At 73.3% G+C, this 19811-nt stretch carries 19 protein-coding genes; 9 read left to right on the top strand and 10 right to left on the bottom strand.

What is annotated here, in order from left to right; genetic code table 11:
• Nucleotides 1-2 precede the first annotated feature (2 nt).
• Nucleotides 3-824, bottom strand: coding sequence for an alpha/beta fold hydrolase (locus tag KB893_RS01145; RefSeq protein ID WP_211925902.1), 822 nt, complete (start codon nucleotides 822-824; stop codon nucleotides 3-5).
• Nucleotides 825-1246: 422 nt separating this feature from the next.
• Between KB893_RS01145 and KB893_RS01140 the strand changes: the two genes are divergently transcribed.
• Complete coding sequence (locus tag KB893_RS01140) at nucleotides 1247-2950, top strand: FAD-dependent oxidoreductase (RefSeq protein ID WP_211925893.1); 1704 nt, start codon at nucleotides 1247-1249, stop codon at nucleotides 2948-2950.
• Nucleotides 2947-3255 (top strand): UBP-type zinc finger domain-containing protein, encoded by a 309-nt coding sequence (locus KB893_RS01135; protein ID WP_211925894.1) that lies wholly within the window; start codon nucleotides 2947-2949, stop codon nucleotides 3253-3255. Before KB893_RS01140 ends, KB893_RS01135 begins: the two co-directional genes overlap by 4 nt.
• Before the next feature lie 313 nt (nucleotides 3256-3568).
• Here the strand turns inward: KB893_RS01135 and KB893_RS01130 are convergent, their stop codons facing one another.
• Nucleotides 3569-5260 (bottom strand): alpha-amylase family glycosyl hydrolase, encoded by a 1692-nt coding sequence (locus tag KB893_RS01130; RefSeq protein ID WP_211925895.1) that lies wholly within the window; start codon nucleotides 5258-5260, stop codon nucleotides 3569-3571.
• Nucleotides 5261-5579: 319 nt separating this feature from the next.
• Here KB893_RS01130 and KB893_RS01125 point away from each other — a divergent pair, with 319 nt between their 5' ends.
• From KB893_RS01125 to KB893_RS01115, 3 genes are all read left to right on the top strand, one after another.
• Entirely contained in the window at nucleotides 5580-6029 is a 450-nt protein-coding gene (locus KB893_RS01125; RefSeq protein WP_211925896.1) for a YkgJ family cysteine cluster protein, read from the top strand.
• Nucleotides 6030-6150: 121 nt separating this feature from the next.
• Nucleotides 6151-6918 carry a HipA family kinase gene (locus KB893_RS01120; protein ID WP_211925903.1) on the top strand — a complete coding sequence of 256 codons (768 nt, stop codon included), beginning with the start codon at nucleotides 6151-6153 and terminating at the stop codon, nucleotides 6916-6918.
• A complete protein-coding gene (locus KB893_RS01115) occupies nucleotides 6905-7297 on the top strand; it encodes a DUF3037 domain-containing protein (protein WP_211925897.1) in 393 nt (130 codons plus the stop codon). The genes KB893_RS01120 and KB893_RS01115 overlap by 14 nt, the downstream gene beginning before the upstream one ends.
• Nucleotides 7298-7501: 204 nt before the next feature.
• On the opposite strand, the gene KB893_RS01110 is transcribed toward KB893_RS01115, so the two are convergent.
• The 5 genes from KB893_RS01110 to KB893_RS01090 all read right to left on the bottom strand — a co-directional run bounded on the left by KB893_RS01110 (nucleotide 7502) and on the right by KB893_RS01090 (nucleotide 12952).
• Complete coding sequence (locus tag KB893_RS01110) at nucleotides 7502-8350, bottom strand: DUF4431 domain-containing protein (protein WP_211925898.1); 849 nt, start codon at nucleotides 8348-8350, stop codon at nucleotides 7502-7504.
• A 175-nt stretch (nucleotides 8351-8525) separates the two neighbouring features.
• Nucleotides 8526-10091, bottom strand: a complete 1566-nt coding sequence (locus tag KB893_RS01105; protein WP_211925899.1) for a TIGR02594 family protein — start codon at nucleotides 10089-10091, stop codon at nucleotides 8526-8528.
• Between the two features lie 188 nt (nucleotides 10092-10279).
• Nucleotides 10280-10933: a glutathione S-transferase family protein gene (locus KB893_RS01100; protein ID WP_211925900.1), complete on the bottom strand. Its 654-nt coding sequence runs from the start codon at nucleotides 10931-10933 to the stop codon at nucleotides 10280-10282.
• 524 nt (nucleotides 10934-11457) lie between these two features.
• Nucleotides 11458-12444 carry an aldo/keto reductase gene (locus KB893_RS01095; protein ID WP_211927316.1) on the bottom strand — a complete coding sequence of 329 codons (987 nt, stop codon included), beginning with the start codon at nucleotides 12442-12444 and terminating at the stop codon, nucleotides 11458-11460.
• 163 nt (nucleotides 12445-12607) lie between these two features.
• Nucleotides 12608-12952 (bottom strand): winged helix-turn-helix transcriptional regulator, encoded by a 345-nt coding sequence (locus tag KB893_RS01090; RefSeq protein ID WP_211927317.1) that lies wholly within the window; start codon nucleotides 12950-12952, stop codon nucleotides 12608-12610.
• A 75-nt stretch (nucleotides 12953-13027) separates the two neighbouring features.
• On the opposite strand from KB893_RS01090, the gene KB893_RS01085 reads away from it, so the two are divergent.
• From KB893_RS01085 to KB893_RS01070, 4 genes are all read left to right on the top strand, one after another.
• A complete protein-coding gene (locus KB893_RS01085; RefSeq protein ID WP_211927318.1) occupies nucleotides 13028-13354 on the top strand; it encodes a nuclear transport factor 2 family protein in 327 nt (108 codons plus the stop codon).
• A 4-nt stretch (nucleotides 13355-13358) separates the two neighbouring features.
• The gene (locus KB893_RS01080; protein ID WP_211927319.1) at nucleotides 13359-14132 is read left to right on the top strand and encodes an SDR family oxidoreductase; all 774 of its coding nucleotides are present in this window, start codon (nucleotides 13359-13361) and stop codon (nucleotides 14130-14132) included.
• Nucleotides 14133-14893: 761 nt separating this feature from the next.
• The gene (locus tag KB893_RS01075) at nucleotides 14894-16147 is read left to right on the top strand and encodes a YCF48-related protein (RefSeq protein WP_211927320.1); all 1254 of its coding nucleotides are present in this window, start codon (nucleotides 14894-14896) and stop codon (nucleotides 16145-16147) included.
• Between the two features lie 43 nt (nucleotides 16148-16190).
• The gene (locus tag KB893_RS01070) at nucleotides 16191-17327 is read left to right on the top strand and encodes a YncE family protein (protein WP_211927321.1); all 1137 of its coding nucleotides are present in this window, start codon (nucleotides 16191-16193) and stop codon (nucleotides 17325-17327) included.
• A 731-nt stretch (nucleotides 17328-18058) separates the two neighbouring features.
• Here the strand turns inward: KB893_RS01070 and KB893_RS01065 are convergent.
• From KB893_RS01065 to KB893_RS01055, 3 genes are all read right to left on the bottom strand, one after another.
• Nucleotides 18059-18355, bottom strand: coding sequence for a type II toxin-antitoxin system RelE/ParE family toxin (locus tag KB893_RS01065; protein WP_211927322.1), 297 nt, complete (start codon nucleotides 18353-18355; stop codon nucleotides 18059-18061).
• 1 nt (nucleotide 18356) lies between these two features.
• Complete coding sequence (locus KB893_RS01060; RefSeq protein WP_211927323.1) at nucleotides 18357-18641, bottom strand: type II toxin -antitoxin system TacA 1-like antitoxin; 285 nt, start codon at nucleotides 18639-18641, stop codon at nucleotides 18357-18359.
• A gap of 546 nt (nucleotides 18642-19187) precedes the next feature.
• On the bottom strand, nucleotides 19188-19781 hold the full coding sequence (locus KB893_RS01055; RefSeq protein WP_211927324.1) for a DUF6933 domain-containing protein: 594 nt from the start codon (nucleotides 19779-19781) through the stop codon (nucleotides 19188-19190).
• Between the last annotated feature and the right edge of the window lie 30 nt (nucleotides 19782-19811).

The following is a 19811-nucleotide window of genomic DNA, read 5'->3' as shown; positions in this document are numbered from 1 at the left end:
CCTCAGGCGCGGATGAACTCCAGCAGGTCGGCGTTGATGACGTCGGCGTGCGTGGTGCACATGCCGTGCGGGAAGCCCTTGTAGACCTTGAGCGTCGAGTTCTTCAGCAGCCTGTCCGACAGCGGTGCGGAATCGGCGAACGGCACGATCTGGTCGTCGTCGCCGTGCATCACCAGCACCGGCACGTCGATGGCCTTGAGGTCCTCGGTGAAGTCGGTCTCGGAGAAGGCCTTGATGCAGTCGTAGTGCGGCTTGGCGCCGCCCATCATGCCCTGTCGCCACCAGTTGGCGCGGACCGCCTCGATCACCGGCGTGCCCTCGCGGTTGAAGCCGTAGAACGGGATCGGCACCTGCCAGTAGAAATCGGCGCGGTTGGCGGCGAGCTGCTTGCGGAAGCCGTCGAAGACCTCGATCGGCAGGCCGCCCGGGTTGGCCTGGGTCTTGAGCATGATCGGCGGCACCGCGCCGATGAGCGCGGCCTTGGCGACGCGTCCCTTGCCGTGCTTCGCCACGTAGCGGGCCACCTCGCCGCCGCCGGTGGAATGGCCGACGTGGATGGCCTCGCGCAGGTCGAGCGCGGCGGCGAGCTCGGCCACGTCCGCGGCGTAGGTGTCCATCTCGTTGCCGGTCGCGGTCTGGGTCGAGCGCCCGTGGCCGCGGCGGTCGTGCGCGATCACGCGGTAGCCTGCGTCGAGGAAGAACAGCATCTGCGCGTCCCAGTCGTCGGCGCTCAGCGGCCAGCCGTGGTGGAACACGATCGGCTGTCCCGAGCCCCAGTCCTTGTAGTAGATCTCGGTGCCGTCCTTCGTCTTGATGCTGCTCATCGTGTGGGTCCTTGCGGTGTGGGAGGCGGTTGGCGAAGCGGTCTGGCGATGCGGGGCGGCGCCCGCGCCGAGCGGCAGGATCGACAGCGCGACGGCGCCGAGGCCGCCGACGAGAAGATCCCGGCGCAGCGCATCGGCGGGCGCGTCCTGGCGTGGGTCGGTCATCCTGGTCTCCTGCGGACACCCGGCGGAGCGGCATGCCCCGCGCCCGGAGGCGTCGATGCGCAGGAGGCTAGCGACGCGCCCGGGCTCCACCTAGGACGATGTTGCGAGGCTGCCGGCGGCCTCCTGCCCGGCGCTCCGGCGCCGGTGGCGATCGCGCCGTCGCGTACAAGCGCGCCGTCCATCCGGACGCGCATCCTCGGGCGCCCCATCGTCGCGCGCGGGGCAGGATGTCCGCCGCCGCGCCCGGAGAACGCACCATGAGCCTGGTCGATACCCGCCGCCACCAGATGTTCCCGCAGCTCGACTGCACCCAGGTCGGCACCGCCCGCCGCTTCGCCAGCGACGCGCCGCGCCGCTTCGCGCCCGGCGAGATGCTGTTCGACGTCGGCGAGCAGCATGCGCCGGTATGGCTGGTGCTCGAGGGCGCGATCGCGGTCGTGCGCCGCGACGGGCTCGGCCGCGAGAAGCCGGTCGTGGTCCACCATGCCGGCCAGTTCACCGGCGAGGTCAGCCAGCTCGCCGGCCGCGCCTCGCTCGCCGCCGGCCGCGCGGGCCCGCACGGCTGCACTGCGCTGCCGTTCGACGCCGCGCACCTGCGCGCGCTGATGGTGGGATCGGCCGAGATCGGCGAGGTCGTGATGCGCGCGCTGATCCTGCGCCGGGTCGGCCTGATCGAGGGCGACGCCGCCGGTTCGGTGCTGGTCGGGCGCCCGGGCGAGGCGGCGCTGACCCGGCTGCAGGGCTTCCTCACCCGCAACGGCTATCCCAACACCGTGGTCGACGCCGAGGGCGACGCCGAGGGCCGCGCGCTCGTCGAGCGGCTCGGCATCCTGCCCGAGGACCTGCCGCTGATGGTCTGCCCCGACGGCACCGTGCTGAAGCGGCCCAGCGACGGCGAGGCCGCGCAGTGCCTGGGCATGACGCCGGAGCTCGACCCGGACCGGCGCTACGACGTGGCCGTCGTCGGCGCCGGTCCGGCGGGACTGGCCACCGCCGTGTACGCGGCGTCCGAAGGGCTGTCGGTGCTGGTGCTCGACCAGCGCGCGATCGGCGGCCAGGCCGGCGCCTCGTCCCGGATCGAGAACTACCTCGGCTTCCCGACCGGGATCTCCGGCATGGCGCTGGCCGGCCGCGCCTACAACCAGGCGCTGAAGTTCGGCGCCGAGCTCGCCATCCCGGTCGACATCGCGCGCCTGGACTGCACCGCCGCGCACCCCGCCGACCGCCGCCTGCGGCTGGAGTACGGCGCCGGCCGCAGCGTACAGGCGCGCACCGTGGTCATCGCCTCGGGCGCGCGCTACCGGCGCCCGCGCATCGAGAACCTCGCCCTGTTCGAGGGCGCCGGCGTGTCCTACTGGGCCTCGCCGGTCGAGGCGCGGCTGTGCGAGGGCGAGGAGGTGGCCCTGGTCGGCGGCGGCAACTCCGCGGGCCAGGCGGTGGTGTTCCTCGCGCCGAAGGTCCGCCGCCTGCACCTGGTGGTGCGCGGACCGGGGCTGGAGGCGTCGATGTCGCGCTACCTGATCGAGCGCATCGCCGCGCTGCCGAACGTCGAGCTGCACGTGCGCACCGAGATCGTCGCGCTCGAGGGCGACGCCGCCGCCGGCCTGCAGGCGGCGACCTTCCGCGACCGCGACACCGGCGAGACGCACGCCTGTCCGCTGCACCACGTGTTCCTGTTCGTCGGCGCCGATCCCAACACCGGCTGGCTCGCGGGGTGCGTGGCGCTGGACGAGGCCGGCTTCGTCGTCACCGGCCGCCCCTGCGGCCGCGGCCTGCCGACCCTGCCGCTGCAGACCGACCGCGCCGGGGTGTTCGCGATCGGCGACGTCCGCGCCGGCTCGACCAAGCGGGTCGCGGCGGCGGTCGGAGAAGGCGCGGCGGTGGTCGCCCAGATCCACCAGTACCTCGCGGCGACCGCCGCGGCCGCCCCCCTTCCCGCCCAACCGATGACCGCCCCATGACCGCGCCGCACTGCACGCATCGATCCGACATCCACACCGTCACCCCGAGCGCGCGCGGCTGCGAGGACTGCCTCGCCAGCGGCGACACCTGGGTCCACCTGCGCCTGTGCCGCACCTGCGGCCACGTCGGCTGCTGCGACGACTCCCCCAACCGGCACGCCAGCGCCCACTTCCACGCCACCGGCCACCCGATCATCGAGGGCTACGACCCGCCCGAAGGATGGGGCTGGTGCTATGTCGACGAAACGATCGTCGGCCTCCCCGACCAGACCCCGCAGCTGGGCCCGATCCCGCGCTACGCCTGAGGAGCTCGGCATATCCCACGCCCTCGGCGCCCGGCTTGTAGCGCTTCTGGCCCGTCCCCCCGCCTGCGGGAAAGGGAGCCTGGCTTCCGCCCCTTCCCCCGCCTGCGGGGGAAGGATGGGATGGGGGTGAGGCGCGCAGCGCGCTGGGCATCTCCCACGAACGAGAAGCCGCGGCTGCGCCGCGCCCCCACCCCAACCCTCCCCCGCCGTGCGGGAGAGCGAGCGGGCCGCGCTTCGCCTGGCGCCCCTTCCCAAGCCGTAGAGCCAGGCGCCTGGCTTTCGCCCCTTCCCCCGCCTGCAAGGAGCTGCACCCTCAGGCAGGCAGCTGCGCCACTGCGGCGCTGTGGGGGGCCAGGACCCAGGCGTCGGGATCGTCGTCGGCCGTCCCGGCCGGCGGAACGGGAGCGTCCGGGAAGGGAGTGGCCGCACGCAGCAGCGCCGGGCGCGGCACGAGCACGCGGTCGCCGCCAAGGTTGAACATCAGCACGAGACTGCCCGGCGCCGGCTGCAGCGGGTCGCGCGGCAGCGGCCCGCGCTCGAACAGCAGCACGCCCTCCGGCGCCTCGTGGAAGCGGATGTCGTCGACCCGCAGCCGTGGTTCGTCGCGGCGCCATGCCAGCAGGCGGCGGACGTGCCGGAGCGTGCTGCGCGGATCCGCCTCCTGGCGGTCGACCGCGCGCTCGGCGTGCGAGCCGGCCAGCGGCAGCCAGGGTTCGACCGCGGTGAAGCCGCACTGCACCGCATCCGCCACCCACGGCATCGGCGTGCGGCAGCCATCGCGGCCAGGGAACTCCGGCCAGAAGGCGATGCCGTAGGGATCCTGCAGGCGCTCGAACGGCACCTCGACCTCCGGCAGGCCGAGTTCCTCGCCCTGGTACAGGCACACGCTGCCGCGCAGGCAGCACAGCAGGGTCAGCAGCAGGCGGCTGAAGCCATCGTCGACCGCGCCACCGGGCGCCCAGCGCGTGGCCACCCGGGTCACGTCGTGGTTGGACAGCGCCCAGCAGCCCCAGCCGCCGGTCCGCGCGAGCTCGCGCTCCAGCAGCTCGACCTCCTCGCGGATGCGCGCGGCCGAGCCGTCGCCCTGCAGCAGCTGGAAGCTGTAGGCCATGTGCAGGCGCCGGCCGGCGGCGGTGTAGTCGGCCATCAGCGGCGGCGCGTCCTCGTCGCCGATCTCGCCGATGCTGGCCACGCCGTACTCGTCGAGCACGCCGCGCAGGCGTTCGAGGAAGGCGAGGTTCTCCGGCCGGCTCTTGTCGTTGACGTGCCACTGCAGGTGGAAGGGGTTGTCGCGCCTGACCGTGCTGGTGCGGGCGCGCTGCTGCGTGGTCGACACCGGGTTGTCGGCGAGCGCGGCGTCGTGGAAGAAGTTGTTGCAGGCGTCGAAGCGGAAGCCGTCGACGCCGCGCTCGCACCAGAAGCGCACCACGTCGAGCACCGCGGCCTGCACCTCGGGATGGTGGAAGTTGAGGTCGGGCTGGCTGGCGAGGAAGCCGTGGAAGAAGTACTGCCGGCGCCGCGATTCCCACTGCCAGGCGCCACCGCCGAACATCGCCAGCCAGTTGTTGGGCGGGCTGCCGTCGGGCTTCGGGTCGGCCCAGACGTACCAGTCGGCCTTCGCATTGTCGCGACTGGCGCGGCTCTCGACGAACCACGGGTGCAGGTCGGAGGTGTGCGAGAGCACCTGGTCGATCAGCACCTTGAGACCCAGGGCGTGCGCACGCTCGACGAGCGCGTCGAAGTCGGCCAGCGTGCCGAACAGCGGGTCCACGTCGCGGTAGTCGGCGATGTCGTAGCCGAAGTCGCGCATCGGCGAACGGAAGAACGGCGAGATCCATACCGCGTCGCAGCCGAGCGCGGCGATGTGCTCGAGCCGCGCGGTGATGCCCGGCAGGTCGCCGACCCCGTCGCCGTTGCTGTCGGCGAAGCTGCGCGGATAGACCTGGTAGATGACGGCGCCGCGCCACCACGCGTCGAGCACCTTGGGTCGCAGGGGAGATCGCATCGGCGCCTTGGTCCACGGAAAACGGTGCTCCTCACCCTAGCGCCCGCCCCCATCCACGCCCGATGACGGTGGCGGACACGCATCGGGCGGGCCTGTGGGAGGGGCTTCAGCCCCGACGGGGTCGGCGCATCCCGCTCCGGGACGCTGCGGGCGCGGCCAGCGACCAACCTGGTTGCGGCTTCAGCCGCGTCCCACAGGGGCCGCGTCATGAACGCGCGGCCCACTCCGTGGCCGGCGCCCTGCCCGCCGCACGCGGCTTCGGGCAGAATCCGCGCCCACGCCCGTTCCGCCCCTTCCGCGCACAGCCCGGTCCCTCGCCATGCACCCCTGCCTGACCTGCGGCGCCTGCTGCACCATGTACCGCGTCGGTTTCCACTGGTCCGAGGCCGAGCCGGAGCTGGGCGGCGTGGTGCCGCGGGAACTGACCGAGGTCCTCGACGGGCACCGCCTGGCGATGAAGGGCACCTGGGCCAAGACCCCGCGCTGCATCGCGCTGGATGCCGAGATCGGCACCTACTCGCGCTGCTCGATCCATCCGGTGCGCCCGAGCGTGTGCCGCGACGTGCCCGCCTCGTGGGAACACGGCGCGCCGAGCCCGCAGTGCGACAAGGCGCGCGCCGCCTATGGCCTGCCGGTGCTCACCGCGGCCGACTGGCCGGTGGTGCAGGCGCCGGGCAGCGACGCGGCACCGGCCAACGAACCCGTCGCGCCGGAACTCGACCACGACGACGACCCCTCGCCGCCGACCCGGCCGCCGCTGGCGGCCTGAGCGGGGCGCGTCGTCGGCACCGGTGGTGCCTCACCCTGCGGCCGCGGTCGGTGCGCATGCATGCGCCTGGCCGGACGTGGCCTCGTCCCGTGCGCCCGCCCCGTATCCTTGCGCGATGCTCCTGCGCACCGTCGCCGTCACCCGCTACGTCACCCCGCTCCGCGAGGGCGGCTCCATGCCCGCCATCGTCGAGGCCGACGACGAGGGCCTGTACGTCCTCAAGTTCCGTGGCTCCGGCCAGGGTGCCAAGGCGCTCGTCGCCGAGCTGCTGTGCGGCGAGATCGCCCGCGCCCTGGACCTGCCGGTACCCGAGATCGTGCTGGTGGAACTCGACCCGGAGCTCGCGCGCACCGAGGGCGATCCCGAGATCCAGGCGCTGATCCGCGCCAGCGGCGGCCTCAACCTCGCGCTCGACTACCTGCCCGGCGCGATCAACTTCGATCCGGTCGCCGAGCAGCCGGATGCCGCGCTGGCCTCCAGCATCGTGTGGTTCGACGCCTTCGTCAGCAACGTCGACCGCAGCGTGCGCAACACGAACCTGCTGGTCTGGCACCGGCGCCTTCAGCTCATCGACCACGGTGCGGCGCTGTACTTCCATCACGGCTGGACCGGCGACAGCGCCGGTGCCGAGCGTCCGTTCCCGCAGATCCGCGACCATGTGCTGCTGCCCTGGGCGAGCGAACTGGCCGCGGTCGACGCAGGCCTCGCACAGCGGCTCGGCGACGCGACCCTGGAGGGCATCGTCGCGCAGCTGCCGGACAGCTGGCTCGAAGGCCCGGACGCCTTCGCCGACGCGGCCGGACAGCGGCAGGCGTACCTCGCCTATCTGCGCCGGCGCGTCCGGCACCGCGAGGCCTTCGTGCAGGGGGCGATCGATGCCCGCGCATGACAGCTACGACTACGCCGTGATCCGCGTGGTGCCGCGGGTCGAGCGCGAGGAGTTCATCAACGTCGGCATCATCCTGTCGTGCGAGCGGCGCGGCTTCCTCGAGGCGCGTATCGAACTCGAGCCGGCACGCGTGCTGGCGCTGGACCCGCAGGCCGATCTCGAACAGTTGCGCCGCCACCTCGACGCAATTCCCGCCATCTGCCGCGGCGGAGCGGACGGCGGCCCCATCGGCGCCCTGCCGCCACGCGCGCGCTTCCACTGGCTCACCGCCCGGCGCAGCGCCATCATCCAGACCTCGCCGACGCACATGGGCAAGTGCACCGACCTCGACGCCGCCGTCGAGCACCTGCTCGAGCGCATGGTCCGCCCGCCGCGCTGAGCCGACAGGACTGCGGGGCTCCGGTAGGAGCGGCTTCAGCCGCGACCCGTGCCGCCGGCGCCACCGCCACAAGCCCGCCATGCCGTAGCACCGCCGGCCGCGGACCGGTCCGCGCTGCTCCCTCCCGCCAAGGGGACAGGAAGCCGGACGCGTCTCAGGGAGGCAGGCGCTCCGGTGGAACAGGTCTCCAGCCGGCTGCGAGGCTCAGCGCCGGTGGTAGTCGGTCCAGCGCCAGCAGCCGTCGGTGTCGTCGCGGCGGAACAGCAGTGCGCCGACGCGGGCCTGGTCCTCGATGCCGGGGCCGAGGCGCCAGGACGGGGCGCGCGCGGCCTCCGACGCGGCGTAGGCGGCGAGCGGCTGCGAGGGCCGCGGCAGTCCTGCGTCGGCGTCGAGCCAGCGCGCGCAGGCGGCATCGAAGCCGTCGCGACCGATCGCGCGGGTGGCGTCGTCGTCCAGCACGCCGTGGCTGTGCAGGGGCAGGCGCGCGTGCCTGCGCAGGGTCGCGCAGTCGCGGCGGGCCAGATCCTCGCGGAACGCCGGCCAGGCCTCCTCGAAGCTGCCGCCGCGGCAGGCACCGCCCGGTCCGGACTGCGGCGCCGCGCCGCATCCGTCCGCGGGCTCGGCCGCCGCGACCTCGATCAGCACCGGCGTGTAGTGGTGCCCGGTCTCGGCGGCGAACAGGCGCCCGCGGATGCGTCGGCAGCCGGTGCCGACGTCCCGGGCACCGGTGCCCGCGAGTTGCAGCGCATCCACGCTGCGCTTCGTTCCCGCACCGCCCGCGGCTGCCTCGACGATGAGCGGCGCGGCGAGTTCGAGCACCGGCACGCGCACCACCGGATCGTCGGGCGATTCGCCGAAGCCCGGCGGGCCCTGCTCGTCGCGCAGGACCACACGGCCCTGCACCACGGCGCCGGGTGCTTCCAGCCGATACGACCGCCCCCCGCCACCGGGGGCATCGACCGCCGCACCCGGTGGCGGTGCCGGGGAGGCCCCTGTGGCATCGCAGCCGACGAGCGCGGCGAGCACGACGGCGAACGCGGGCAGACGGATCATGGCTGGGGATGTCGTTGGACGGCCCGGCAGGCTAGCAAGCCGCTGCGATGACGCCGCGAAGCGCAGGCCGCCTCAGGCAGCGAAGCGCGGGCGCGTCGTGCGGGATCCGCCTGCGCCGGCCATCACCGCCGCCGGGAGCGAGGTCGGGATGGCACGGCTCACCGCGCACCTGCGATCACTGCCGGGCGACGCTGCCTTCCTGCCAGCCCTCGACCACCTGGATCGCATCGACCACGCGCGACAGCTCCGCCGCCGACAGGCTGGCGATCGTGCGGCCGGTGTCGAGGCCGGTAAGGTTCTCGATCGTGCGCTGGTAGGACGCGGTGTCGTTCTCGACCGGCGGCGCGTAGCGGCTGATGGCGTCGTTGACGCTCAGGTTGCGGTAGCTGTCGCCCTGCAGCAGTGCGCCGATGGCCTCCACGCCGGTGGCGCGGTCGGGAAACACCGCGAAGCCGCTCGGCCCGGTGCCGATGGCGCCGTGGGCGTCGGCGAAGTCGCCCGCGCGGATGTTCCCCGGGTTGTTGTTACGCCAGGCCAGGGTGCCGCCGCTGCGCGTCTCGACGCTGCCGTCGGCGTGGCTGATGACGGTATCGCGGCCGTCGGCACGGGCGCTGGCGCCCTCGTCCACCGGCGCCGGCGCGTGGTCCACCGGTGCGGTCGGCGCCGCACCGGCGGTGCCGGCGGCGGGCACGGTCACGAACTGCCCGGGATGGATGAGGTGCGGGTTCGCGGCGAGGTGCGGATTGGCCTGCAGCAGCGCCGGCAGGCTCACGCCATGCGCCTGGGCGATGTCCGAGAGCGTGTCGCCGCTGCGCACGGTGACCGTGGTGCTGGCGGCGCCCGGCAGCGTCACCGTGTCGCCGGGGTGGATGAGGTCGGGGTTGCCGCGGAACTGCGGGTTCGCCGCCAGCAGCGCGTCGAGCCCGACGCCGTTGCGCCCGGCGATCGCCGAAAGTGTGTCGCCGGCCTGCACCGTGACCTGCCCGCCGGGAGCCGGCGCGGGCGACGGCGCGGGGGCGGAAGGCGCACCGCTGGGCCGGCGGATCGCGATCGCGTCGTTGAGGTCGAACGGCGCCACGTTGACGCTGTTGCTCTGGTTGCCGCCGAGCAGCTGCACGGTGTCGCCCTGCACGCTGTCGACGAAGCCGACGTGGTTCTGGAACACGACCACGTCGCCGCGCTGGATCGCGTCGCGCGGCACCGCATCGCCCCAGTTCGCCCACTCGCGCGCGCGGTAGGCCTCGTTGGCGATGGGGTAGCCCGCCTCCTTCATCACGAAGGACACGAACGAGCCGCACCAGGCGTTGGCGGCGCCGCTGTCGTCCGGGCCCCAGAAGCCGGAGGCGTCGTGGTACTCCATGATCCGCGCGTTCGACTGCGCGCCCGCCACCTCGCTCTGCCCCAGCTCGCGCTCGGCGATGCCCATCCAGCCGGCCGCGTCGGCGCCCCCGTCGTTGGCCGCCAGCTGCGCGTGGATCGCCGGATGCACGCCATCGCCCGCATCCGAGGCGGTGTGCGCCTGCGCCGACGCCCGCTGCGGCGGCGCATCCGGGATCGTCAGCGCCTGCCCGACCTGGATCCGGTCCGCATCGCGCACCTGCGGATTGGCATCCAGCAGGTCGGCAAGGCCGACGCCGCTGCGCTCGGCGATGGACGACATGGTGTCGCCGGCACGGACGACGTAGTCGCTCGACGCGAGCGAGGCCTGGCTGCTGGAAGCGGAAGAGAGGGCGTCGACCATGGGGGGCTCGGGCACGAAGGACTGCCCGCACCTTCGGCCGTCTCCGCACCCCGGGACAATCCGGGCGGACCCCACCTCGGGTCGACCCGAGGTGCGGGCTCCGCATCGGCCCCGCGCCGGGGACGACTCATTCTCGTCGCAGCGAGACCGGCGGCCGCGCCGCCCCGCATGCATCCGCCGCCCGTCCCTCAGTCCCGGTCCGGCGCCCCCAGCGGGAACAGGCTGCGGTAGGGGCGCGCCTCCTCCACCGCCCGGGCGAAGGACGGGCGCGCGATGAGTCGCGTGCGGTACGCGCGCAGCGTCGGGAAGTGCGCGCCGATCCGATGGATCCAGTCGGCGTAGAACAGCGACGGCGCCGCTGCGCAGTCGGCCATGCCGAAGGCGTCTCCCGCGGCCCAGGTGCGTCCGGCCAGGCGCCGCTCCAGCCATGCGTAGGCGATCTCGAGCGCCTGCGCGGCCTCCCGCGCCGCGTCCACGCGGCCGTCCGGCCGCAGCGCCTCGAACACCGGGACCTGCATCGGCGTCATGACGTGCTGGTCGAAGAAGCGGTCCATGAAGCGCACCTCCAGCGCCCCGGCCGGATCCGCCGGCAGCAGGGACACCGGCCCGCGGTGATGCAGGTGCAGGTGCTCGATGATGATGCTGCTCTCCACGACCGCGCGGCCGGCGTCCACCAGCACCGGCATCTTCTTCAGGGGCCACGCCTCCGACCACTCCTCGGTGTGCCGCGGGTGCTCGGGCCCGAGCATGCGCAGCTCGAACGGCAGTGCGTTCTCGTACAGGGCGATCTCCACCTTCTGGCAGTAGGAGGAGAAGGGGTGGCCGTAGAGGACGAGCGACATGGATGGCCTCGGGTCGTGGAGGTGCTGCGTGGTTGTCGAACAGACGCCGGCGGTTTCGACACCCCGCGCCCGGCGAAGCTTGCCGCCTCGCCGGGCCTTCGCACGCTGCTTTCGTGCAGGAAGGATCTACGTCCCGGCGGACCGGTCCACGCGGACGACCTGGCTCGCTTCTGTCTCTTCCCCCTCTTTCGGGAAGGCTGGGATGGGGGGATGTGCGCAGCGCGGCGTTTCGGTGCTGCGAGCAACGCGGCGGCTGCGCCGCCATCCCCTCTCCCCGGCCCTCTCCCGCAGGGGGAGAGGGAGCCGGCCCCTTCCCCCCCTTGCGGGGGAAGGCTGGGATGGGGGGACGCGCGCAGCGCGGGCGTTTCGCTGCTTCGAGCAACGCGGCGGCTGCGCCGCCATCCCCTCTCCCCGGCCCTCTCCCGCAAGGGGGGAGGGGAGCTGGGTGCGCCTGGCCTCATCCCCCGCGAACGGATGCCGCACCGCCACCGCTCCCGTCCCGGAAAGGCGGGGCTGCGTGCACCTCACCAGCGCTGGTGCACGTGCGGGCGGATGTGCTCGTCGTAGATGCCGGCCAGTGCCTGCATGACCTCGTCCGACAGCGGCGGCAGTGCGGCCGCGGCGGCATTGGCCTGGGCCTGCTGCGCGTTGCGGGCGCCGGGAATGACCACGCTCACCGCGTCGAACATGAGGATCCAGCGCAGCGCCAGCTGGGCCATGGTGGCGCCGTCGGGCACCAGCGGGCGGATCTTCTCCACCGCGGCCAGGCCGACCTCGTACGGCACGCCGGCGAAGGTCTCGCCCACGTCGAAGGCCTCGCCCTTGCGGTTGAACTGGCGGTGGTCGCTGGCCTCGAAGCGGGTGTCGGGCCGGAACTTGCCGCTCAGCAGCCCGCTCGCCAGCGGCACCCGCGCGATGACGGCCACCCGCTTCGCCTGCGCCTGGCGGAAGAACAGCTCGGCCGGGCGCGGGCGGAAGGCGTTGAAGATGAGCTGCACGCTGGCCACGTTCGGGTACTCGACCGCCTTCAGCGCCTCCTCGACGCGCTCGACGCTGACCCCGTAGTGCCGCACCTTGCCCTGCTCGACCAGGCGCTCCACCCGCTCGAAGACCTCCGGGTGGTAGTACAGATCGGTCGGCGGGCAATGCAGCTGCAGCAGGTCGAGCGTGTCGGTCTCGAGGTTGCGCAGGCTGCGCTCGACGAAGGCGGTGAGGTTCTCCGCGCTGTAGCCGGCGACGGTCTGCTGCGGCAGGCGGCGTCCGGCCTTGGTCGCCACGAAGGGCCGCTCGCCGCCGCGTTCCTTGAGCACTCGTGCGATCAGCCGCTCCGAGCGGCCGTCGCCGTAGACGTCGGCGGTGTCGATGAAGTCGACGCCGGCATCGAGCGCGGCGTGCAGCGCGGCGATGGCATCGGCGTCGTCGACCTGGCCCCAGGCGTCGCCGATGGCCCAGGCGCCGAAACCGATCTCGCCGACGGAGCGGCCGATGCGGCCGAAGGGTCTGGATTGCATGTGCTGGTCCTTTCGTTGGCGTGGTGTCGTCCGCTGCGAGCCTGCGCTTCGCACCGGTGGAGTCGGGATGAGCGGCCGCCTGCAGGTGCCGCGGCATCGCGGTGGAATGAGCCGGCGCAGACGCCCGCTTCGCATCCGCGGGTGGCGAGCTTTCCCGCTCGGCTCAGGCTGCCAACGGCCGCTGCTCCGCCCAGCCGAGCAGCGCGTCCAGCGCCGGGCACAGCGCCTGGCCCCACTCGGTCAGGCGGTATTCCACCTTCGGCGGCACCTGCGGATAGACGGTGCGGTGCACGAGGCCGTCGGCCTCGAGCTGGCGCAGCTGCTGGGCGAGCATCTTCTCCGAGATGCCCGGGATGAGCCGCGACAGCTCCGAATACCGCTGTACCTGGCCGCCGAAGAGATGGAACAGGATCAGCAGCTTCCAGCGCCCCTCCAACAGGCGCAGGGCGTGCTCGACGCCGCTGGCGGCGGTGTCCGGGGTGTAGCTCGGGCGCGGCGGCTCGTTCACTTACTTTTCGGTGCGTTCTTGTCGGCGGGTAAGTCTGCCGCGAGCATCGCAGGCCGGCAACCCGAGGATCTCCCGATGTCATCCGAACTCCCCGATTGCGTCGCCCGCTACTTCGCCGCCGACGACACGACCGACGACCGCGACCTCGCCGCCTGCTTCAGCGACGACGTGCGCATCCACGACGAAGGTGGCGAGCATCACGGCACCGCCGCCGCCCTCGCCTGGTGGCACGCGGCACGACGCAGGTACGACTTCCACGCCGAGCCGCGCGAGGTGCAGCAGGACGCCGACCGCTTGACGGTGCGCGCGCAGGTCACCGGCACCTTCCCCGGCAGCCCGATCATGCTGGACCACGTCTTCACCCTGCGCGGCGGTCGGATCGCCGCGCTGGCGATCGGGTGACGCCATGGAGCCCGGACTGGAGGGCCTGCGCGCACTGGTGACCGCAGGCACGCAGGGCATCGGCGCGGCGACCGTCGCCGCGCTGCGGGCAGGCGGCGCACGCGTGCTCGCGACGGCGCGCGGCCGGCCGGCGGACCTGCCCGAGGAGCTGTTCGTCGCCGCCGACCTGACCACGGCGGAGGGCTGCAGCGCCGTCGCCGAGGCCGTGCGCGGGCGCATGGGCGGCGTCGACATCCTCGTCCATGTGCTGGGCGGCTCGTCCGCACCGGGCGGTGGATTCGTCGCGCTGGACGATGCGCAGTGGCAGGCCGAGCTCGCGCTCAACCTGCTGCCGGCCGTGCGCCTCGACCGCGCCCTGGTGCCCGGCATGCTGGCGCAGGGCGGCGGTGTCGTGATCCACGTCACCTCGATCCAGCACAGGCTGCCGCTGCCGGAATCGACCACCGCGTACGCGGCGGCCAAGGCGGCGCTCTCGACCTACAGCAAGAGCCTCTCCAGGGAGGTCACGCCCAGGGGCGTGCGCGTGGTGCGCGTGGCACCGGGCTGGGTCGAGACCGAGGCCGCCGTGCGCCTGGCCCAGCGTCTCGCCGACGAGGCCGGTACCGACTACGAAGGCGGCAAGCGCATCGTCATGGACGCGCTCGGCGGCATCCCGCTCGGCCGCCCCGCGAAGCCGCAGGAGGTCGCCGCGCTGATCGCCTTCCTCGCCTCTCCACGCGCCGCCGCCATCTCCGGCACTGAATACGTCATCGACGGCGGCACCATCCCGGTCGCGTGACCCGGAGCCTCGAGCCCATTCGTCCTCTCGCGGTACGAGACGGGGCAGCTTCGGCCCCTTCCCCCCGCGGCTGTTGACCCCCTTCCCCCGCCTGCGGGGGAAGGTTGGGATGGGGTGAGGCGCGCAGCGCGGCCTCCTGTAGGAGAGGCTTCAGCCCCGACGGCCCTCCACCTCGTACCACCGCCCGTCGCGGCTGAAGCCGCTCCCACAACAGCGCGCATCGCTCCTGCCCCTTCCCCCCTTGCGGGGGAAGGCTGGGATGGGGGGAGGCGCGAAGCGCGCCCGCCGCCGCCGGCACACGAAAAGCCCGCGGCTGCGCCGCGCCCCCACCCCAACCCTCCCCCGCTGCGCGGGAGAGGGAGCCAAGCCCAGCCGCCCCGCTTTCAGCCCCTTCCCCCCCTTGCGGGGGAAGGCTGGGATGGGGGGAGGCGCGAAGCGCACCCGCCGCCGCCGGCACACGAAAAGCCCGCGGCTGCGCCGCGCCCCCACCCCAACCCTCCCCCGCTGCGCGGGAGAGGGAGCCAGGAGCACACCCGCCGCGCTGTTGGCCCCTTCCCCCGCCTGCGGGGGAAGGTTGGGATGGGGGTGAAGCGCGCAGCGCACCGGGCGCCCGTTACGAGCGAAAAGCTTCGGCTGCGCCGCGCCCCCACCCCAACCCTCCCCCGCTGCGCGGGAGAGGGAGCCAGGACGGGGCCGACGGTGCGCTCACGCCGCCTTGCTAGCATGCCCGGCTCCTTCGTTGCCGGGTGCCCGCGTTGTCGTTGTCCGTCGTACGTCGTTGCCTGCTGTGCTGTCTCGTCCTCTCGCCCGCCGCGTGCGCCGCGCCGCCCGGGCTGGAGCAACTCTCCGAAGTCGCCGAGGGCCAGCGCTACCCGCGCTGCCTGCCCTGGCAGGAGCTGGAGCGCCTCGGCGGCCGCTGCCACGACCTGCACGAGATCACCAGCGAGCCCGAGCGCCAGCACGTCGAGCGCGTCGACATGACCCTGCACGAGGACGGCCGCGCGGTGACCGCGTCCGGCCTCACCGACGTGGCGGGCTGGTTCCGCGATGTCGAGGTGCTGCCCTCGGGCGAGGTGGTCGCCGTGGGCGGGCGCGGCCTCAAGCTCGCGCGCAGCGACGACGAGGCGCGGAGCTGGACGGTGACCTCCTATTCCGGCTTCGCCGACCTGGTCCTCGGCCTGGCGATGCGCCCCGACGGCCGCGGCTATGCGGTGAGCCAGAACGGCGGCACGATCTTCGATACCCATGACGGCGGCCGCAGCTGGGAGCCGTTCAACCGCGTGTTCGCCGGGCTCGACGATCCCGACTACCACGCGCTGCACGTGTCGGCGGGGCTGTTCGACGTCGCCTTCGCCGATGCCACCACCGCGGTGGCGGTCGGCTACGAGCGCATGCTGCGCACCACCGACGACGGCATGGACTGGGCGCCGGTCGAGCTGCCGGTGCCGATGGACGACGTCAACCTGCAGGAGGTCGCATTCACCGGGCCGCGCGAGGGCTGGACGGTCGGCAGCGGCGGCACCGTGCTGCGCACGCGCGACGGCGGCGCGCAGTGGGAGGCGGTCGACATCGGCGCCGGCGACACCCACCTGATGGGGCTGGACTTCGTCGACGCCGAGCACGGCTGCATCGGCGGCGGCTTCAAGGTCTGGTGCACGACCGATGGCGGCGCAACCTGGCACACCGCCGAGCTCGAACCGCCGCGCCCGATGGCCTGGGAGCCCGCGATCGGCGTCAGCCGCCTGCGCCTGCGCGATGCGGAGGAAGGCTGGCTGATCACCGAGGACGGCCTGGTCTACGCCAGCGCCGACGGCGGCCGCAGCTGGACGCTGTGGCTCGACCTCGCCCGCCCCGGCCGCGAGGACTCCGACGGCGTCAGCCTGATGGGCCTCGCGCTGGGCCGCGACCGCGCCTGGGTGGTCGGCTCCGGCACGCTCAACCCCGGCCCCGACGCCGACCCGCGCTGGGACACGCGCCGCTCGCCGCTGCTGCTGTCCTGGCCGCTGGATCCCTGACGCCGTACGCGGCGCCACGACTTCGCTCGACCAAGGAGACTTTGTGACCCAGCGACGTTCCGCTCCGACCCTGCTCGCCTGCGTGTTCGCGGCCATTCTCGCCGGCTGCGCCACCGGCGGCGGCCGCAATGCGCTCGACGCGCCCACCACCGTCGCCGAGGAGGCCAGCCGCGGCGCGAAGATCGATCTCGACGTCCAACCGGCAGGCATGACGCTCGCGCCCGACGGCGCGCGGCTGTACGTCGCTGACGCCGAGGGCAACGCGATCGTCGTCGTCGACACCGCCACCCGGGCGGTGGTCGGGCGCATCGAGGGCGACCGCTTCCCCGACGCGGACGACGGCTGCCCGGACAACATCTGCCGCGGCCAGGGCGCATCCGACATCGCCATCGCCGCCGACGGCCGGCGTGCGGTCGCCAGCTCGATGACGAAGGACGCGGTCTCGGTGCTCGACCTCGAGCAGGGCACGGTGACCGCACGGGTGCCGGTCGGACGCTTCCCGCGCGCGCTGGCGATCACCGCCGACGGCCGCCGCGCCTGGGTGGTCAACGCGGTCGCCGACACCGTGAGCGAGATCGACGTCGACGCCGCGCAGGCGGTGGGCGAGCCCATCGCCATCGGCGACGGCGACGCCTCGCGCCAGCCCTTCGGGCGCATGGTCGGCCTGTGGCTGTCGCCGGACGAGCGCGCCCTGTTCGTCTACGACGCCTTCGGCGATGCCATCGCCGCCTTCGACACCGGCACCCGCGCACGCCGCGAGGCCGCCGCGATCGACGCAGAACTGGGCGGCCTCGCGCTTGCCCACGACGGCAGGCGCGTCGCGCTGCAGGACCACGCCGCCTTGGCCGTGCACGCCACCGGCACCGACCTGGATACGCTGCACAGCGTGCCCACCTGCGCCCCCGGCGGCCTGCCGCCGACCCGCCTGGCGCTGGCGTCCGACGGCCGCCACGTCGCCGTGGCGCACATGTGGGGCCAGCGCATCCATCTCGTCGACGTCGCCACCGGCCGCACCGTCGCCAGCTACGGCCAGCACGACGGTATCGCCGCTCTGGCCTTCGCCCCCGACGACGGCACCCTCTACGCCCTCGGCTTCGACGGCAGCCTCGCCTTCATTGACCCCAGCCGCAGCGCGGGGCCGCCGGAGACGCCGCTGTTCTGCCCCGCACCCGCGGCCTGACCGCCACCCGCCGCGCGTTCGCCTCGTCCTCCCGCTCGCGGCCGTTGCCCCCTCCCTCGCCTGCGGGAGAAGGCAGCGCGGCCTGCTGTGGGAGGGGCTTCAGTCCCGACAGCCTCCCACCTCGTACGACCGCCGGTCGCGGCTGAAGCCGCTCCTACAACAGCGCATGCGGTTGTTGGCCCCCTTCCCCCGCCTGCGGGGGAAGGTTGGGATGGGGGTGAGGCGCGCCAGCGCGGCCTCCTGTAGGAGGGGCTTCAGCCCCGCCAGCCTTCCACCTCGCACGACCGCCGGTCGCGGCTGAAGCCGCTCCCACAAAAGCGCATACGGCTGTTGGCCCCCTTCCCCCGCCTGCGGGGGAAGGTTGGGATGGGGGTGAGGCGCGCAGCGCGGCCGAGCGCTCGCAAACAAGCGAGCAGCCCCGCGGCTGCGCCGCGCCCCCACCCCAGCCCTCCCCCGCTGCGCGGGAGAGGGGGCCAGGAGCAAGTAGGCAGTCGTGCGCCCGAAGCCCGCCGGCGATGAACGTGCCCTGCTGCCGACGGATCCCGACCTGCACCCGTAGGGACTGCTCCACAAACTCCCAGAGGCTCTCGCCTTCATGCAGCGCGGCTTCGGCGGCTTCGCGCGGCGCAGGATCGAGACCCAAGGAGTGGCGGGATGCAGCCTTCACGTCGCATGGGTTCCGGCGCTGCAGGTGCCAGGCATGCTGGCAGCCAGCGCAGGGTCCATCTCGATCATGGGTGGGCGTAGCCAGCCTCTCGTTGCGCGCGGATCGCCAGCACCAGGACCGTGTCTAGCACCGAGAGATAGCGATACAGCGCCACGTAGCCAGGACCATCGCGGCCGATCAACAGCTCGCGCCGGTCGTCGCCGGCCGGGCGACCGATCAGGGGGTTGTCCGCGAGTACGTCCAGGGCGCTGATGATCTGAGCCCCGCGGACGTCGGCCGTCTCGACGTCGTGCTGGTGCAGGTGTTCGACGATCCTGTCCAGATCGTCGAACACGCCCGGCGCAAGGCGGACGCGCGCCACCTCAGCCGGCCTGCTTCCTGCCCAACGGCCGTTTCACGCGCTTCCCGGCAAGCCGTTGCTTCAGCCAGCTGCGCGCCTCCTCCCACGGGATGGCCTCGCCGGATTCCAGGAACTGCTCGTAGCGTTGATCTGCCACCGCATGGAACACGGCGCGCTGCTCGGCCTGCGAGGCCTTCTCGGCGATCGCTTCGAGGATGAAGTTGTGCGAGGTGGTGCCGGCCGCTTCCGCCGCCCGGGCGACACGGGCCTTGAGCTCGTCGGACAGGCGGATGGTGGTGGTGCTCATGAGCGGCTCCCCCGGAATGGGTTCGCCAGAATCGTAGCACACGTGTGGCACAGATTGCCTCGGCGCGGGGGACAGGCTTCGCCCCCTGTCCCCCGCCTGCGGCTGTTGGCCCCTTCCCCCGCCTGCGGGGGAAGGTTGGGATGGGGGTGAGGCGCGCAGCGCACCGGGCGCCCGCAACAGGCGGAAAGCCCGCGGCTGCGCCGCGCCCCCACCCCGGCCCTCCCCCGCTGCGCGGGAGAGGGGGGACAAGAGCAAACGCCGCGCTTTCAGCCCCTTCCCCTCTTGCGGCTGTTGGCCCCTTCCCCCGCCTGCGGGGGAAGGTTGGGATGGGGGTGAGGCGCGCAGCGCACCGACGCCTTCAACAGCGAGAAGCCGGCGGCTGCGCCGCGCCCCCACCCCAGCCCTCCCCCCGCTGCGGGGGAGAGGGGGCCAAGAGCAAACGCCGCGCTTTCAGCCCCTTTCCCCGCCTGCGCGGGAGAGGGAGCTAGAACGGCCCGCCGCACCGTTGGCCCCTTCTGCCGGGGCGGCGATGGCGCACGTGACGCGTCAGTGGGATGCGCCTGTCCCGCGCCGCGACACGTAGTCGCCCGCCAGCGCGCCGCCCTGGCTCCACCAGTCCCTGAGTTCGGCCCAGTCCTCCGGCTCCAGCCGCGGCAGGCCGAAGGCCTCGCGCACGCGGTTGGCCGGACTCCCGATATGCATGGGCTTGAGCACGATGCCCTCGGCCATGTGCCGGGTCAGCGACAGCGACGAGTTGCAGATGCCGTAGCGCAGCGCCGCGTCGATGTCCTCGGCGTAGTGGTTCAGGTTCGCCAGGACCGATCGCGAGTCGCTCGCCGCCGGCACCAGCGGAGTCATATGTGCTATCTCGTCCGCCGCATCCTCCAGGGCGATGCCGAGTTCGACCAGCATCAGGCCGATCGCATTCGGCAGGCGCCGCAGCAGCGTGGCGTAGGGCGCCGCGTCGACGACCACCGGCAGCCGCGTCGCCCCGTTCGCGGCAACGACGAGCTGGATCCGCGACACCCGGATCAGGTTCGCAGTCCAGTCGCCGAGGCGGCTTGCCGGTACCTCGGTCGGCTCGACCGGCGTGGCCTTGAGGGCCTTGAGCAGGCGGGCGGTACAGCGCAGCGCAGGCATGAGGCAGATTCTTGCGGCGATGGAGGATGA

Origin of the sequence: Coralloluteibacterium stylophorae (assembly GCF_018122625.2) — a bacterium.
GTDB classification, from domain to species: Bacteria; Pseudomonadota; Gammaproteobacteria; order Xanthomonadales; family Xanthomonadaceae; genus Coralloluteibacterium; species Coralloluteibacterium stylophorae.
This window is presented reverse-complemented; position numbering and strand designations above follow the sequence as displayed.

Bases quoted from the DNA above. Each gene is read 5' to 3' on its own strand.
- KB893_RS01135 (WP_211925894.1), top strand. From the start codon at position 2,947: ATGACCGCGCCGCACTGCACGCATCGATCCGACATCCACACCGTCACC.
- KB893_RS01145 (WP_211925902.1), bottom strand. From the start codon at position 824: ATGAGCAGCATCAAGACGAAGGACGGCACCGAGATCTACTACAAGGAC.
- KB893_RS01060 (WP_211927323.1), bottom strand. From the start codon at position 18,641: ATGAGCACCACCACCATCCGCCTGTCCGACGAGCTCAAGGCCCGTGTC.
- KB893_RS01105 (WP_211925899.1), bottom strand. From the start codon at position 10,091: ATGGTCGACGCCCTCTCTTCCGCTTCCAGCAGCCAGGCCTCGCTCGCG.
- KB893_RS01085 (WP_211927318.1), top strand. From the start codon at position 13,028: ATGTCATCCGAACTCCCCGATTGCGTCGCCCGCTACTTCGCCGCCGAC.
- KB893_RS01095 (WP_211927316.1), bottom strand. From the start codon at position 12,444: ATGCAATCCAGACCCTTCGGCCGCATCGGCCGCTCCGTCGGCGAGATC.
- KB893_RS01100 (WP_211925900.1), bottom strand. From the start codon at position 10,933: ATGTCGCTCGTCCTCTACGGCCACCCCTTCTCCTCCTACTGCCAGAAG.
- KB893_RS01055 (WP_211927324.1), bottom strand. From the start codon at position 19,781: ATGCCTGCGCTGCGCTGTACCGCCCGCCTGCTCAAGGCCCTCAAGGCC.
- KB893_RS01140 (WP_211925893.1), top strand. From the start codon at position 1,247: ATGAGCCTGGTCGATACCCGCCGCCACCAGATGTTCCCGCAGCTCGAC.
- KB893_RS01110 (WP_211925898.1), bottom strand. From the start codon at position 8,350: ATGATCCGTCTGCCCGCGTTCGCCGTCGTGCTCGCCGCGCTCGTCGGC.
- KB893_RS01130 (WP_211925895.1), bottom strand. From the start codon at position 5,260: ATGCGATCTCCCCTGCGACCCAAGGTGCTCGACGCGTGGTGGCGCGGC.
- KB893_RS01080 (WP_211927319.1), top strand. From the start codon at position 13,359: ATGGAGCCCGGACTGGAGGGCCTGCGCGCACTGGTGACCGCAGGCACG.
- KB893_RS01115 (WP_211925897.1), top strand. From the start codon at position 6,905: ATGCCCGCGCATGACAGCTACGACTACGCCGTGATCCGCGTGGTGCCG.
- KB893_RS01125 (WP_211925896.1), top strand. From the start codon at position 5,580: ATGCACCCCTGCCTGACCTGCGGCGCCTGCTGCACCATGTACCGCGTC.